At 73.1% G+C, this 14,638-nt stretch carries 12 protein-coding genes; 6 read left to right on the top strand and 6 right to left on the bottom strand.

Annotated elements, in window-relative coordinates:
- Positions 1-516: 516 nt before the first annotated feature.
- The 3 genes from GMA12_RS17160 (at position 517) to GMA12_RS17150 (ending at position 5,172) form a co-directional block, all read left to right on the top strand.
- Entirely contained in the window at positions 517-2,460 is a 1,944-nt protein-coding gene (locus GMA12_RS17160) for a BCCT family transporter (RefSeq protein WP_156270725.1), read from the top strand.
- Between the two features lie 125 nt (positions 2,461-2,585).
- Positions 2,586-3,431, top strand: coding sequence for an IclR family transcriptional regulator (locus GMA12_RS17155; protein ID WP_240898936.1), 846 nt, complete (start codon positions 2,586-2,588; stop codon positions 3,429-3,431).
- Between the two features lie 58 nt (positions 3,432-3,489).
- Complete coding sequence (locus GMA12_RS17150) at positions 3,490-5,172, top strand: AMP-binding protein (RefSeq protein WP_156270720.1); 1,683 nt, start codon at positions 3,490-3,492, stop codon at positions 5,170-5,172.
- A gap of 11 nt (positions 5,173-5,183) precedes the next feature.
- Here GMA12_RS17150 and GMA12_RS17145 read toward each other — a convergent pair whose 3' ends face one another.
- Both GMA12_RS17145 and GMA12_RS17140 read right to left on the bottom strand, forming a co-directional pair.
- Positions 5,184-5,492 carry an EthD family reductase gene (locus tag GMA12_RS17145; protein ID WP_156270719.1) on the bottom strand — a complete coding sequence of 103 codons (309 nt, stop codon included), beginning with the start codon at positions 5,490-5,492 and terminating at the stop codon, positions 5,184-5,186.
- Positions 5,493-5,604: 112 nt separating this feature from the next.
- A complete protein-coding gene (locus GMA12_RS17140) occupies positions 5,605-6,165 on the bottom strand; it encodes a hypothetical protein (protein ID WP_156270718.1) in 561 nt (186 codons plus the stop codon).
- A gap of 606 nt (positions 6,166-6,771) precedes the next feature.
- Between GMA12_RS17140 and GMA12_RS17135 the strand changes: the two genes are divergently transcribed.
- Positions 6,772-7,446, top strand: coding sequence for an SDR family NAD(P)-dependent oxidoreductase (locus GMA12_RS17135; protein WP_156270717.1), 675 nt, complete (start codon positions 6,772-6,774; stop codon positions 7,444-7,446).
- A 141-nt stretch (positions 7,447-7,587) separates the two neighbouring features.
- Here GMA12_RS17135 and GMA12_RS17130 read toward each other — a convergent pair whose 3' ends face one another.
- Positions 7,588-9,222: an ATP-binding cassette domain-containing protein gene (locus GMA12_RS17130; protein WP_156270716.1), complete on the bottom strand. Its 1,635-nt coding sequence runs from the start codon at positions 9,220-9,222 to the stop codon at positions 7,588-7,590.
- 162 nt (positions 9,223-9,384) lie between these two features.
- Positions 9,385-10,689 (bottom strand): MFS transporter, encoded by a 1,305-nt coding sequence (locus GMA12_RS17125; protein ID WP_370832017.1) that lies wholly within the window; start codon positions 10,687-10,689, stop codon positions 9,385-9,387.
- A gap of 71 nt (positions 10,690-10,760) precedes the next feature.
- On the opposite strand from GMA12_RS17125, the gene GMA12_RS17120 reads away from it, so the two are divergent.
- Both GMA12_RS17120 and GMA12_RS17115 read left to right on the top strand, forming a co-directional pair.
- Positions 10,761-11,810, top strand: a complete 1,050-nt coding sequence (locus GMA12_RS17120; RefSeq protein ID WP_156270714.1) for an ABC transporter ATP-binding protein — start codon at positions 10,761-10,763, stop codon at positions 11,808-11,810.
- Positions 11,807-12,625, top strand: coding sequence for an ABC transporter permease (locus GMA12_RS17115; RefSeq protein ID WP_370832014.1), 819 nt, complete (start codon positions 11,807-11,809; stop codon positions 12,623-12,625). Before GMA12_RS17120 ends, GMA12_RS17115 begins: the two co-directional genes overlap by 4 nt.
- A 40-nt stretch (positions 12,626-12,665) precedes the next feature.
- Here GMA12_RS17115 and GMA12_RS17110 read toward each other — a convergent pair whose 3' ends face one another.
- Positions 12,666-13,682, bottom strand: coding sequence for a magnesium and cobalt transport protein CorA (locus GMA12_RS17110; protein ID WP_162460004.1), 1,017 nt, complete (start codon positions 13,680-13,682; stop codon positions 12,666-12,668).
- Between the two features lie 55 nt (positions 13,683-13,737).
- Positions 13,738-14,637, bottom strand: a complete 900-nt coding sequence (locus tag GMA12_RS17105; protein WP_156270713.1) for a sugar ABC transporter permease — start codon at positions 14,635-14,637, stop codon at positions 13,738-13,740.
- Position 14,638: the final 1 nt, after the last annotated feature.

Here is a 14,638-nt window from a genome sequence, read left to right as displayed (position 1 = left end):
CCACCGGCGGCGTCCTCGTCCCCTCCGAACACCACATCGGCGCCTTCCACGACTGGATCACCGACAAAGTCGGCGACGTCGTCGGGACGACACAGCGCTAGACCTGCTGTTGAGCACGACGTGTCGATCCCGGTCCGGAGCGAGTGAGGAGGAGAACAGGAACGTTCCTGTCCTCGCCTGTGGTGCCGCTCGTGCAGCGGCACCACAGGACCGAGCGCCTGACCACCTCGTGGTGGGAGGGTTCCTGGACGGCGAGGCGGGGAGCCGAATGCCGGCGTCGGCGTCCGAGGGGATCAGATCTCGACGCCGGCACCGGCCCGTCCGCACGCCGTGCGTCTGGAGAGACCAGAACGCGTATGCGCACCACAACATCATCGAGATTTCGGACAGCGCGGAGGTGGATCCCGCTCCCTCCGCTCCGTGGGACGACCCGTTCGTCACCACATTCCGGAGCGGCCACCGCCTACACTTTCCATACGACGTCTCATCCTCAGATATTCCCTGGAAGGGATCATGATGAGTACTGAAAATCTTCAACCAAGCGGATCGTCGGACGTGAACGCCCAGGCCTGTCCCGTCGACGACACGACGCACCTCCACGAGGCGGAGGCCGAGGAGACGCAGATCCTCGGCGAGCTCAAGGAGGGGGTCGAGGAACGGCGCAGCTCGCTCGGGGAGGAGCTGGGGGGCCTGGACAAGGTGATCGTCGGCGTGACCGGCGCCCTGGTCATCGCCTTCGTGATCTGGGGCTTCGTCGCCACCGACAACCTCTCCACCGCCTCGACCGCGGCGCTGGGCTGGGTCCTGGAGAACACCGGGTGGATCTTCGTGCTGCTGTCCTCCCTGTTCGTCGCCTACGTCCTGTGGCTGGCCCTGGGACGGTTCGGCAACATCCCGCTGGGCAAGGACGGTGAACGGCCCGAGTTCAGGACCGTCTCGTGGATCTCCATGATGTTCGCCTGCGGCATGGGGATCGGCCTGATGTTCTACGGCGTCGCCGAGCCCCTCTTCTACTACATCTCCCCACCGCCGGCCACGGTGGATGCCGGCACGGCCGAGGCCGTCGAGACGGCCATGGCCACGTCGCTGTTCCATTGGACGCTGCACCCCTGGGCGATGTATGCCGTCCTCGGGATCGCCATCGCCTACAGCACGTTCCGGCTGGGCCGCAAGAACCTGCTCTCCGAGGCGTTCGTGTCCGTCTTCGGGCGGCGGGCGGTCGACGGAGTCGGCGGCAAGATCATCAACATCCTGGCCATCTTCGCCACACTCTTCGGCTCCGCGGCCTCGCTCGGGCTCGGCGCCCTGCAGATCGGCAGCGGCCTGCAGTTCAACGGCGTCGTGGGCGAGCTGGCCACCCCGCTGCTCGTACTGATCATCGCGGTGCTCACCTTCTGCTTCGTCGCCTCCGCGGTGTCCGGGATCGAACGCGGCATCCAGTTCCTGGCCAACACCAACATGGTGCTCGCCGTGGTCATGGCCCTCATCGTCTTCGTCGTGGGACCCACCCTCTTCATCCTCAACCTCATCCCCAACGCGATCGGCTCCTACCTCCAGCAGCTGCCGGAGATGGCGGCCCGCACCGAGGCCTCCGGCGGCGAGGAGATGCGCGCCTGGCTGTCCAGCTGGACGATCTTCTACTGGGCCTGGTGGATCTCCTGGACCCCGTTCGTGGGCATGTTCATCGCCCGCATCAGCCGCGGGCGCACCATCCGCCAGTTCGTCACCGGGGTGCTGCTGGTGCCCTCCGTGGTGTCCCTGCTGTGGTTCGCCGTCTTCGGCGGCACCGCCATCCACATCCAGCAGGCGGCGAACGCGACGCCCGATCCCGACGACGGCATCGCCACGGTCGTCGACGGCGTCCCCACCATCTCCTTCGACGGCGCGATCTACGACATGTTCAGCAACCTCGGCGCCCCGCAGGCGCTGACCGTCGGCCTGGCGATCCTGGCCATGGTGCTCACCGCCATCTTCTTCGTCACCGGCGCCGACTCGGCCTCCATCGTGATGGGCTCGCTCAGCTCCCGGGGCAGCCTCGAGCCGTCCAAGCCCGTGGTGATCTTCTGGGGCGTGCTGATGGGCGGGGTCGCGGCCGTCATGCTCCTGGCCGGAGGAGACACCCCCGCGGAGGCGCTGGGCGGTCTGCAGCGGCTCACCATCGTCGCCGCGCTGCCGTTCGTCCTCGTGATGTTCGTCCTGTGCATCGCCCTGACCCGCGACCTGCGCGCGGACCCGATGTGGTTGCGCCAGCGGCTGTCGGACTCCGTGATGCGCCGCGCCATCCGCACTGCCGTGGACCAGTACGGGCACCAGAAGTTCACCCTGGTCACCCAGGAGAGCGCGGATCCGCCCACGGCGCAGTTCCGGGCCGTGGACGCCACGGCCGCCGGTCAGCCGATCTACGCCCCGCAGAACGGGCAGAACGGCCGGGGCCGGAGGAAGGAGAGCAACCCGTCCTGACCGATGTTCCGGACCGGGGCATGAGACCGGACCGGCACCTCTCCGCACGACTCCGGCCGCCGAGACCGCTCGGCGGCCGGAGTCGTGCCCGGAGCGCGACATGTGCTAGTGGCTACCATGGGACCATGTCCTCCTCCGATCCCAGACCTCTGATCGCGTCCGACATCTCGAAGGAGCAGGCCCCCACCGACGGAGTGACCCCGGGCGGTGTCCAGTCCGTCGACCGCGCCATCACGGTGCTCGAGGTCCTCGCCCGCACCGGCGGCTCGACGGTGACCGAGGTGGCCGCGGAGCTGGGGGTGCACAAGTCCACCGCGTCGCGGCTGCTCGGCGCCCTGGAGGTCCGGGGGCTGGTGCACCACCCGAGCGACGGCAGCCCGTACCAGCTGGGATTCGGCATCCTGCGCCTGGCGCACGCGATCCCCGGCCGCCTGAGCGTGGTGGCCGAGGCGCACGACGAGGTGCGCGGCCTGGCGAGGACCCACTCCGAGACGGTCAACCTGGCGGTGCTGCGCGAGGGTCACGCCGTCAACGTGGACCAGGAGATGGGGCCCTCCTCGGTCGCCACCCACGACTGGATCGGCAGCCTGACCCCGTTGCACGCCACCGCCAGCGGGAAGGTGCTGCTGGCGGGTCTGCCCTCCGACGAGCGTGTGCGCATCCTCCGCGCCCAGGGGATGCCGGCCCTCACCGCCCGCACCATCACGTCGCGAAAGCAGCTGGAGCGGCAGCTGATCGATGTGGCCGCGCAGGGCTACGCCACCGTGTGCGAGGAGTTCGAGATCGGGCTGAACTCCGTCGCCGTGCCCGTGCGCGACCATCTCGGCACGGTCATCGCCTCGATCAGCGTCTCGGGGCCGGCGTTCCGGTTCACCGAGGAGAAGATGGCAGACCTCGTCGAGGACCTCAAGGAGGCCGGCGAGCGGGTCAGCAAACGCATGGGATACGTGCCCGTCGACAAGCCCGAGTAGCAGGGCCCGCGTCGCGGGGCTGTCGCGCCGATCCCGTCGAGTGTGTCCTCCGTCACGTATGGTGGGCGAAGGCCAGTTAGCCGACACTCACCGAACTGGGAGACCGCCCGTGGAGCTGCCGAACGACGACCTGTCCTACGACGCCGGGGAGACCGAGCCGCCGCTGCTGCGGCAGACGATCCCCCAGAACCTCGCGGAGACCGCCGCGCGCTGCCCGGACCGGGACGCGCTGGTGGACGTCCCCAGCGGCCGGCGGTGGACCTACGCGCAGTTCCACCGCGACGTCCGGGCCCTGGCCACGGGACTGCACCGGCACGGCGTGCGGACCGGTGACCGTGTCGGCATCTGGGGGCCGAACACCTCGGAGTGGGTGCTGGTGCAGTACGCGACCGCCGAGCTCGGGGCGGTGCTCGTGAACATCAATCCGGCCTACCGCCCGCACGAGCTGGCCTACGTGCTGCGCCAGTCGGGGATCAGCACCGTGGTGGCGCACCCGCCGTTCCGGACCTCGGACTACCCCGCGATGCTGGCGCAGGTGGGCGGCGAGTGCCCCGAGCTGCAGCGGGTCCTGGTGATGGGCACCCCCGCCTGGGACGAGCTGGCCTCGGCCGCCCCGGACGGGGCCCTGCTGGCGGACATCGGCGCCGGCCTGGACCCCGAGGACGCGATCAACATCCAGTACACCTCCGGCACCACGGGCTTCCCCAAGGGCGCGACGCTGAGCCACCGCAACATCCTCAACAACGGGTACTTCGTGGGCGAGCTGCTGGGCTACACCGAGACGGACCGGGTGTGCATCCCCGTGCCCTTCTACCACTGCTTCGGCATGGTGATCGGCAATCTCGCGTGCACCACCCACGGCGCCTGCGCGGTGATCCCCGCGCCCGCCTTCACCCCGGAGTCGGCGCTGCGGGCGGTGCAGCAGGAGGCCTGCACGAGCCTCTACGGCGTGCCCACCATGTTCATCGCCGAACTGAACCGGGAGGACCTCGACTCCTTCGACCTCTCGAGCCTGCGCACCGGCGTCATGGCCGGCTCCACCTGCCCGGCCCCGACCATGCGCGCGGTGGTCGAGCGGATGAACATGACCGAGGTGGGCATCTGCTACGGGATGACCGAGACCTCGCCGGTGTCCACCCAGACCCGGCGGAACGACTCCTTCGAGCGCCGCACCTCCACCGTGGGGCGGGTGGGACCGCACCTGGAGGTGAAGGTCATCGATCCCCTCACCGGGCAGACCGTCCCGCGCGGCACCGCCGGGGAGTTCTGCACCCGCGGCTACAGCGTGATGAAGGGCTACTGGGACGAGCCCGAGAAGACCGCCGAGGCCATCGACACCGAGGGCTGGATGCACACCGGCGATCTCGGCGTGATGGACGCGGGCGGGTACGTGCAGATCACCGGCCGGATCAAGGACATGGTGATCCGCGGCGGGGAGAACATCTACCCCCGCGAGGTCGAGGAGTTCCTCCTGACCCACCCGGACGTCGTCGACGCCCAGGTCGTCGGCGTGCCGGACCCCGTCTACGGCGAGGAGGTCATGGCGTGGCTGCGGCTGCGCGACGGGGCCGAGCCGCTCACCGCGGGAACGCTGCGGGAGTTCTGCGCCGGGCGGATCGCCCGGTACAAGATCCCCCGCTACGTCCACGTGGTCGACGAGTTTCCCATGACCGTCACCGGCAAGGTCCGCAAGGTGGAGATGCGGGAGGCCTCGGTGCGGATGCTGGACCTGCAGGGCTGATCCCCGCGCCGTCAGCCGGCCGCGGCGGGGCCGCTCACCGGGTAGTCGAGCAGCACGGCCCCGCCCGTGGCGTAGTGGGGCACGTCCGCGCCGACGGCGGCGCCCTCCGGCGAGGCCAGGGCCGCGCGCATGGCCTCGGCGTCCGCGAAGTCGGCCTCGAACACCGCGAAGTACGGGGAGCGGCCGCCGGCGGCGTTGACGTCCACGCTGTAGCGCCAGTCCAGCAGCCCGGGCAGCTGCTGGACCAGGGGCAGGTGGGTGGACTCGTAGTAGCTCACGAACGCCGCACGGTCCTCGGGCTCGGGGTAGAGAACGATCATCTTGTGCACGGGACGGCCTCTCGGGTCACGGGGTGGCTGCGTGCCACCGCCTGACCAGTGACCCTAGGCCATCCCGGGCCACGAGTGCCCACGCGCGGCGGGCGCCCCGGCCTCAGGCGCGGAACGAGGCGATCATCGCCTGGACCTGCCGGTGCTCCTCCGACACGGCGTACGCCTCGGCCGCAGCGACGGTGGGGAAGTCGTGGGCGGAGCTGAAGATCACTGTGCGGTACGTGATGCCGTTGGGCGCGACCGCCCCGGTCTCGACCAGCCCCAGGCCGTGCAGGACGTGCGGGAGCATGGCGGTGGGCGGCGGGACGTCGGCGTCGGTCAACGAGGTCGTCAGCCGCACGTGGTCCTGCCAGCCGTTGACCTCGCGCAGCCGGGGCGAGTCGGTCAGGTCCATGGCCACGGAGCGCACCACGAACGGCCCGCTGCTCGACAGCGGCACCGTGCCCGGGACGTCGCCGAGGTGGACCACGGCCGGCTGGGTGCAGTCGGGCCCGCACTCGGCGCCCCAGGCGATGAGGACCGACAGCTGGCCGACCGGGGCGCCGTCCGCCCCGAGCACCGTGACCGTGCCGCCGACGTCCGAGAACTGCCCGTCCACCGTCCACGTCGCGGGCAGCTCGAAGGCGAACGCCGCGTCGGCGGCCGCGCCGGCGTACGTCACCAGCTCCGCCGGAGCGGCCGGATCCGTGGGCTGCGCCGTCGGGCCGCCGACCGGTCCGCCCGTCGGTGTGCCGGCCGGGGTCGCCGAGGCCGTCGGGCCTCCGATGGGCACCCCCGCCCCGGGGGCGGTCGGGGATCCCGACGCCGCGGGGCTCGCCGCCGGGCTGGTCGTGGGGCCCTCCGTGGCAGGGCCCGGCCCCGCCGGGGACTCTGCCGCGGTGGCCGTCGCGCCGGCGGCCGGACTCGTGCCCTCTCCTGCCGGATCCCCTCCCGCCGGGGCGCCGCAGGACACCAGGAGCAGAAGCGCCGCCGCGGCGCTCAGCGGCCGGGCCGATCGTGACGTGGTCGAGGACATCTGCCGAACCCCCGTTCGTGGAGCGCGTGCACCGCGGACGGTCTCGCCCGGCACCGCTCCGAGGACCGCAATCTACGCAGGCCGGGACACCGACGGCAACGGCCCGGCCGGCATCGTCGTCACATCGTTGCCGAATGCACATCCGGTACGGGGAGCGAGGACGGGATCGGGCCCTGGGCGGTGTCGGGGCGGATCGGTACGCTCGGGGTCACGGCCCCGGCCCGGGCCCCTCGAGAGGGCAGGAGAACGACCATGGACCTGAACGACGCACGGATCCTCGTGGTGGGCGCGACCGGCGTTCTGGGGCAGCGGCTGTGCGAGCGGCTGAGCGAGCACACCGGCAACATCGTGGTCACGGGCCGCTCGTCCGCTGACGCGGAGCAGCTGCGCGACCGGCTCGGGGCGCGCGCCGCCCACGCCCTGGACCTCGTGGACCACGATGCGGCGGCCGCGGTGGTGCGCACGGCGGCCGAGGAGCTCGGCGGGTTCGACGCCGTGGTGGTCGCCACGGGCGTCGCCGCGTTCGGCCCGGCCGCCGAGGAGGACGAGGCGGTGGTGGAGGAGCTGTTCGAGGTCAACGCCCTCGGCCCGATGGCCGTGGTCCGCGCCGCGCTGCCGCACCTCGTGGACGGCGGCGCGGTGGCGGTCCTCACCGGCGTGGTCGCGGAGCTGCCGCTGGCCGGGATGGGCGCCTACGCCGCGAGCAAGGCGGCCATGGCCTCGTGGCTGGGCTCCCTGCGGCGGGAGCTGCGGTCCCGCCGGATCGCAGTGGTGGACGCCCGCCTGCCCCATATGGACACCGGGCTCGTGGACCGGGCGCTGGCCGGGCTCCCGCCCGCGCTGCCCCCCGGGCACAACATCGACGACGTCATCGCAGCCCTGGAACGCGGCCTCGAGCGCGGGGCGCGCGAGGTCCGGATCGACTGACCCACCCCTGCCCCCACTGTCGGTGGTCGGCCACCGGCTCGGGACCGCCCACCCCCCTCGTCCTCGCATCACCCGGTCGTCCGCCGCCCCCATCGCCGACGCCCCACCCGGCCACGGGATGGGGAACTCGGCGGTCTCGGGTCACAGCACCAGGCGCGGCCAGGCCTTGGTGTCCCGCAGGAGCTGCCGGTCGTGGGTGGTGAGCACCACCGCGGCGGCCGTCGCCGCGAGCGCCTCGGTGAGCTCGTCCACCAGGGCCATCGAGAGGTGGTTGGTGGGCTCGTCGAGCAGCAGCAGATGGGGCCGGGCGGCGAGCACCCGGGCGAGGTCCAGCCGTCGCCGCTGCCCGGCGGAGAGCTCGGCCGCGGGGCGCTGCCGGTCCCGGGCGTCGAGCAGCCCGAGCTCGGACAGCGGCAGGACCTCGGACTCGGCCAGCCGGCCGGCGAGCACGAGCCGGACGAGCTCCTGCTCGTACACCTCCTGCGCGGGCCGGGGGTCGGGCCGCGGCCCCTCCTGGGCGAGCAGGCCGATCCGCAGTCCGGGGGCGGCCGTGCGGGAGCCGGCGTCGGGCACCAGGTCACCGGCGAGGACCTGCAGCAGGGTGGACTTGCCCGCCCCGTTGGGGCCCCGGACCACCAGCCGGTCCCCGGAGCCCAGCGCCACGTCCACGGGCCGGGGCAGCCGCCCCGCCACCGTGACGCCCTGCGCCCGCACCAGCTCGGCGCCGGGCAGAGCGGGCAGCTCGGGCACGGACAGCATCAGCGGCGGCTCCGGGACGTCCACCCGGTGCCGGTCGAGGTCCTCCTGCCGGCGGTGCACCGAGCGCACCAGCCCGGGGGCGCGGGTGGCGCGGGTGTGCTTGCCCGTGCCCTTCTCCGGCCGCCAGCCGTCGACCAGCCGGGAGCGGGCACGGGCCAGGTCGTCGCCGAGCCGGGCGTGCTCGGCCAGCTGCTCCTGGTGGTCGCGCAGCCACCGCGACCGCTCGGCGGTCCGCCCGGCCCGCCAGCCGGCCAGTCCGCCGCCGTACCAGCGCGGGCGGCCGTCCCGGCTGGGGTCGAGGTCCAGGACGGTGTCGGCCACCTGGCCCAGCAGCTTCCGGTCGTGGCTGACCAGGACCACGCCGCCGCGGAACTCCCGCAGCGCCGCGCCCAGGTGCGCCAGCCCCGCGGCGTCGAGGTGGTTGGTGGGCTCGTCGAGCAGCAGGAGGTCGTGGACGGTGCCCAGCAGGCAGGCCAGGCGCACCCGGTAGCGCTGGCCCACGGAGAGGGTGGCGAGCACCCGGGAGCGGTCGGTCACCGCCCCCAGTGCCTGGAGGGCGAGGTCCACCCGCCGGTCGGCGTCCCAGGCGTCGAGGGTCTGGGCGTCCGCCAGGGCCCGGGCGTAGGCCTCGTCGGCGCCGGGGGCTCCGGCGGCCAGGGCGCGGGCCGCGTCCTGCACCGCGGCCACCGCGGCGTGCTCGGCGGCGAGCTCGAGGTCGAGCAGGTCGCCCACGGTCGCCTCGACGGGCACGGGAAGCTCCTGGTCCACCACCGCCAGCGTCCCGGTGCGGCGCACCGTGCCGGCGTCCGGGGCGAGGGCGCCGGAGAGCACGCCCAGCAGCGAGGTCTTGCCGCGGCCGTTCTCCCCCACCACCCCCAGGCGGGTGGTGGGTATGACGGTGAGGTCGAGCCCGTCGAGCACGACCCGGGGGCCGCGGCGCAGGCGGACGCCCGTGGCGACCAGCTGGGCCTGCTCGCCCGCGGGCAGGGAGGGACGGTGGGCGGGGGCGGTGGACATGCTTCCTCCGGGCTGCGGAGCCGCGCGGCCGCACGGGCCGGGCTCCTGGGAAGGGGACGGGTGGGCAGGACGAGAGCCCGCCGCGGCGGGTGCGGCGGCGGGCACGCGGGACCCGTCAGCGGAAGAAGTGGTGATGCATGGTGGACCCAGGATAGGCCCGGATCAGTCCCGGGGCGAGGCCTTGGGCCCGTCGCGGAGCACCCCGGCCGTCAGCGCCGCGACCAGGGCGAAGACGGGCACCACCACGAGGGCGGCCCGCAGCCCCACGGCGTCGGAGAGCACCCCGATGGCCGGGGACAGGCTCAGGAAGCTGATCCGCATCAGCCAGCTGACCAGGGCCAGGCCCGTCCCGGTGCGCAGGCCGGGGATGTCGTCGGCGGCGTGGAAGGCGGCGGGCACGAGGGTCGCGCAGCCGAAGCCGGCCACCGCGAAGCCGGCCACCGCCACGGCCGGGACCGGGGCGAGCACCACCAGGAGCAGGCCGAGCGCGCTCAGGCCGGCGCCGGCCCGCGCCACGGCCACCCGGCCCCAGCGGTCGGTCAGGGGGTCCCCGAGCACCCGGCCCACGAACTGCGCGGCCATCAGCGCCACCAGCCCCAGCCCGGCGGTGGCCAGCGGGGCGCCCAGCTCGGCGTTGAGGTAGACCGCCGACCAGTTCATCCCCGCGTCCTCCACCATGACCCCCGCCATCGCGATCACGGCCACGGGCAGGAGGCTGACCGCGACGATGCGCCCCGCCGACCGGTGCCCGGCCCCGGCGCGCCGCCCGTCCGGCGCGGCGCCCGCCGGCTCCCCGGCCTCCCCCGCGTCCCGGGTGCCCGGCTCCGCAGGGTCGTCCACCGTGCGCAGGGCCGTGCCCTCGGCCGGGGTCAGGGCGGAGCGCAGCGCCACCAGGGCGACCGCGCTCCACACGAGCCCGCTCACCGGGAGGTGCCACCCGAGGGGGACCCCGAGGGCGAGGGCTGCGGCGCCCATCAGCCCGCCGAGCACCGCGCCCAGGCTCCACAGGGCGTGCAGGGAGTTGATGATCGAGCGGCCCCGGGCCCGCTGCACCTCCATCCCCTGGGCGTTCTGGGCGGTGTCCACGTGGGCGTCCAGCGCCCCGCCCAGGAACATCGCCGCGAGGAACACGACCGCCCCGGCCTGCGTGCCGGCGCCCAGCCCGGCACCGGCCCCGGCGGCGGCCAGGCACACGGAGAGCAACACGGTGCCGAACGCCGCGACGTGCCCGGAGCCGAAGCGGCGGATGGCCCGGGCCGGGAGGGCGCCCACCACGATCGCCCCGAGCGGGAACGCCACCACGAGCAACCCGTAGAGGGTGTTGGAGAGCCCGAACGCCTCCTTGACCTCCGGCAGGCGGGGCAGGAGGTTCGCGTAGAGGGCACCGTTGGTGAGGAAGAAGGCGGACACCGCGATCCGGGCGCGCCGGACCCGTGCGGGATCGAAGGTGGTGGTCTGCAGGGTCACGCCCTGAACTCTATGGGCTGACCGCCCCGGTGCGGACACCATCCGGCCGGAAAGCCTTCTACCGTGGACCCATGAGCACCCCACCCATCATCAGCGCCCGGGGGCTGAGCAAGAGCTTCCGCGGCCCCGGCGGCCGGACCGTCGACGCGGTGCGCGACCTGACCATGGACGTGGCGCCCGGGACGCTGACCGCGTTCCTCGGGCCCAACGGCGCGGGCAAGTCCACGTCCCTGCGCATGCTCACCACGCTGCTGCGGCCCACCGGCGGCACCGCCACGGTGTGCGGGTTCGACGTCGCCCGGCAGCCGGCCGAGGTGCGCGCCCGCATCGGCTACATCGGGCAGAAGAACGGGGCCGGGCAGTACCAGCGGGTCGGCGACGAGCTGCTGAGCCAGGGCGCCCTCTACGGGCTGGGCCGGGCGGAGACCCGGCGCCGCGTGGACGAGCTCGTGGAGGCGCTCGGCCTCGGGGAGCTCCTCCGCCGGCCCACGATGAAGCTCTCCGGCGGCCAGCGCCGGCGCGTGGACATCGCCCTGGGCCTGATCCCCTGCCCCCAGCTGCTCTTCCTCGACGAGCCCACGACCGGGCTGGACCCGCAGTCCCGGGCGAACCTGTGGGAGCACATCCTCGAGCTGCGCCGGCGCTACGGGTCCACCCTGTTCCTCACGACCCACTACCTGGACGAGGCGGACCAGTTCGCCGAGCGGGTCATGGTCGTGGACCGGGGCCGGATCATCGCCGACGACACCGCGTCCCGGCTCAAGAGCGACCTCGCCGGCGACCGGATCACCCTGACCGTGGACGCCGCCCCGGACGCGGCCACGGCGGCGGTGCGGGCCGCGGCCCGCACCGCCGGGGCCGCCGGCGCCGAGCCGGAGGCGGTGGCGGCCGGGGGAGGCTCGCGCGTCGTCGTCGCCGTCGAGCACGGCGAGCGGGTGCTGCCGGGCCTGCTGCGCGAGCTGGACCGGCGCGGCCACCCGGCGCGGACCGCCGAGCTCGCCCGGCCGACCCTCGACGACGTCTTCCTGCGGCTCACCGGCCGGAGCCTGCGCGAGGAGGACCCGAGCCCGTCCGAGACCGACCCGGCCGCCGAGGCCCCGAGCGTGGGAGCGACCTCGTGACCACCGCCCCGCCTCCCCGCGGAGTGCCCGGCGACACCGGCGTCGGCGCCCAGGCCCGCCCGGCCGGGGTGCTGCACGACTCCGTCAGCGTCTTCGTCCGCGAGCTGCGCCCGGTGGTCCGCGACCCGTTCAGCCTGGTGTTCTCGCTCCTGCAGCCGCTGATGTTCCTGGCCTTCTTCGGCCCGCTCCTGGGCGGGATGACCGGGCGGCCCCTCGACCAGGCGTTCCAGTGGTTCGTGCCGGGCATCGTGGTGATGATCGCGCTGTTCGGCACCGCGATGACCGGGTCGAACCTGCTGTTCGAGATCCAGTCCGGGGCGCACGAGCGGATGCTCGTGGCCCCGGTGACCCGCTCGTCCCTCATGGTGGGGCGGGCGTGCAAGGAGATGGTGCCGCTGGTCCTGCAGGCCCTGGTGCTCTCCGGGGTGGCCGCGCTCTTCGGCTTCCGCCCGTCCCTGCCCGGGATGGTGCTGGGCCTGGCGATCCTCGCGGTCTTCGGGGTGGGGCTGGGCGCGCTGAGCTACGCCCTGGCGATCGTCTCGCGGAACCGGGACTGGATGTTCTGGACCGTGCAGCAGGGGCTGCTGTTCCCGCTCATGCTGCTCTCCGGGATGCTCCTGCCGCTCGAAGCCGGCCCCCGCTGGATGCAGGTCCTCTCGCGGTTCAACCCGCTCACCTACATGGTCGACGCCGAGCGGGCCCTGTTCAACGGACGGTTCGCCGAGCCCGCCGTGGCGGCCGGCGCGCTCGCGGCGGCCGTGCTGGCCGCCCTGGGGCTGGCCGTGGGGATCCGCGCGATGCGCCACAGCATCTGAGACCCGCCGGTCGCGCGCCGAGACGGTCCTCAGGTGCCGCTCACAGCCACTTCTTCCACTTGAACACCCCGTAGAGCACCACGCCCATGCCCAGCATGGCCAGCAGCGCGAACGGATAGCCCAGCGGCCACGCGAGCTCCGGCATGTGCTTGAAGTTCATGCCGTACACCGTGCCCACCAGGGTGGGGGCGAAGAGGATGGCCGCCCAGGAGGAGATCCGCTTGACCTCCTCGCTCTGCGCCAGGGCGGACTCGGTGAGCCGCTGCATCTCGTCGTTCTGCCGCTGCCCCACGAGGGTGGCGTGCACCGTGAGGGCGTTCTGCAGCAGCGCCCGGAACGAGTCCGCGCGGTCCGCGGCGCGGATCGCGTGGTCCTGCACGTCCCGCAGCCGGGTCTGCAGCTCCGCGTCCAGGCCGTACTTCTCGGACCCGCGCTGCAGGGCGTCGAGCATGTGCACCAGCGGGTGCACGGCGCGCTGGAACTCGATCACCTCGCGGGAGAGCTCGTAGATGCGGCGGGAGACGTCCTGGTCCGCGGCGAAGATCTCGTCCTCGATCTCGTCGATGTCGTTCTCCAGTCCCGCCAGGACGGGCAGGTAGCGGTCGACCACCTCGTCGAGGATGCCGTACAGCACCGCCTGCGGGCCCATCCGCAGCAGCTCCGGCGAGGTCTCCAGCCGGTGGCGCACCGCCGCCAGGTCGGGGGACTCGGCGTGCCGGACGGTGACCACGAAGTCGACGCCCACGAAGACGTGCAGCTCCCCGAACTCGACCTTCTCCACGTCGTCCAGGTAGCGGGCCGGGCGCAGCACCACGAAGAGGGTGTCCCCGAAGCGCTCCAGCTTGGCGCGCTGGTGGCCCTTGAGCGCGTCCTCGACGGCGAGGGGGTGCAGGCCGAACTCCTGGGCCACGGACTGCACCTCGGCGGTCCCGGGCCGGTAGAGACCGATCCACGCCATGCCGCCGCGGGCGCGCAGCGCCTCGTAGGTCGCGTCGAGGTCGCGCGGGCTGGAGGTCCGCACCCCGCCCACGTACACCGCGTTGTCCACCAGCGTCACCGCGCACCACCTTCCGTCCGTTCCGGGTCCCGCCCCATCATGGCAGGACCCGGTGTCAGCCCTTCACGGCGCCGCCGGTGAGCCCGGAGACGATGTAGCGCTGCAGGAACAGGAACAGCACGACCAGCGGGATCGCCGCCAGGATCGCCCCGGCGGTGAACACGCCCCAGTTCTCCCCGAACTGCACGGAGACGAACTGGTAGAGCCCCACGGCCAGCGTGTACTTCTCCGGGTCCTGCAGCACGATCTGGGCGAGCAGGAAGTCCGAGAAGGACGCGATGAAGGACAGCATCCCGACCACCACGAGGATGGGGGTGACCAGCGGCAGGATCATGGTCCAGTAGATCTGGGCGTGGGAGGCGCCGTCGAGCTCCGCGGCCTCGTCCAGGTCCTTGGGGATCGTGTTGAAGAAGCCGTACATGAGGAACGTGTTGGCCCCCAGCGCCCCGCCCAGGTAGACGGCGACCAGGCCCAGCCGGGAGTTCAGGCCCAGCACCGGGTACACCTCGGAGATCGCGAAGAGCAGCAGGAAGATGGCCACGAAGGCCAGCAGCTGCGGGAACATCTGGATCACCAGCAGGGCCAGCAGCCCGCCGCGGCGGGAGCGGAAGCGGAAGCGGGAGAACGCGTAGGCCGCGGCCGCTCCCATCAGCACCGTGCCCACGGCCGTGCTGACCGAGACGAACAGCGAGTTCCCGAACCAGGTCAGGTAGGGGTTCTGCGGGTCGCTGAGCAGGTTGGCGTAGTTGGCCCCGGTGATGTCCGAGAACAGCTGGTTGGACCCCAGCAGGGAGCCCGAGGCGGACAGCGACGCGGAGAAGGCGTAGACCAGCGGGAAGAGGGCGAAGACGCAGGCGGCGATCGCGGCCAGGTGCTTCCACCCGCCGCGGGCGAAGCGCCGGCCCGCCGAGAGCTTCGGGCGCGGGGGCGTGGTGGGTGTGGTGGGGACGGACATG

Origin of the sequence: Kocuria sediminis (genome assembly GCF_009735315.1) — a bacterium.
Lineage (GTDB): Bacteria > Actinomycetota > Actinomycetes > Actinomycetales > Micrococcaceae > Kocuria > Kocuria turfanensis.
The sequence above is the reverse complement of the archived record's forward strand: the minus strand, read 5'-3'. Positions and strand labels throughout refer to the sequence as shown.

What these genes read in the sequence shown, in the direction of transcription:
- GMA12_RS17160 (WP_156270725.1), top strand. Translation starts at nt 517, where the DNA reads ATGAGTACTGAAAATCTTCAACCAAGCGGATCGTCGGACGTGAACGCC.
- GMA12_RS17155 (WP_240898936.1), top strand. Translation starts at nt 2,586, where the DNA reads ATGTCCTCCTCCGATCCCAGACCTCTGATCGCGTCCGACATCTCGAAG.
- GMA12_RS17150 (WP_156270720.1), top strand. Translation starts at nt 3,490, where the DNA reads ATGGTGGGCGAAGGCCAGTTAGCCGACACTCACCGAACTGGGAGACCG.
- GMA12_RS17145 (WP_156270719.1), bottom strand. Translation starts at nt 5,492, where the DNA reads ATGATCGTTCTCTACCCCGAGCCCGAGGACCGTGCGGCGTTCGTGAGC.
- GMA12_RS17135 (WP_156270717.1), top strand. Translation starts at nt 6,772, where the DNA reads ATGGACCTGAACGACGCACGGATCCTCGTGGTGGGCGCGACCGGCGTT.
- GMA12_RS17130 (WP_156270716.1), bottom strand. Translation starts at nt 9,222, where the DNA reads ATGTCCACCGCCCCCGCCCACCGTCCCTCCCTGCCCGCGGGCGAGCAG.
- GMA12_RS17120 (WP_156270714.1), top strand. Translation starts at nt 10,761, where the DNA reads ATGAGCACCCCACCCATCATCAGCGCCCGGGGGCTGAGCAAGAGCTTC.
- GMA12_RS17105 (WP_156270713.1), bottom strand. Translation starts at nt 14,637, where the DNA reads ATGTCCGTCCCCACCACACCCACCACGCCCCCGCGCCCGAAGCTCTCG.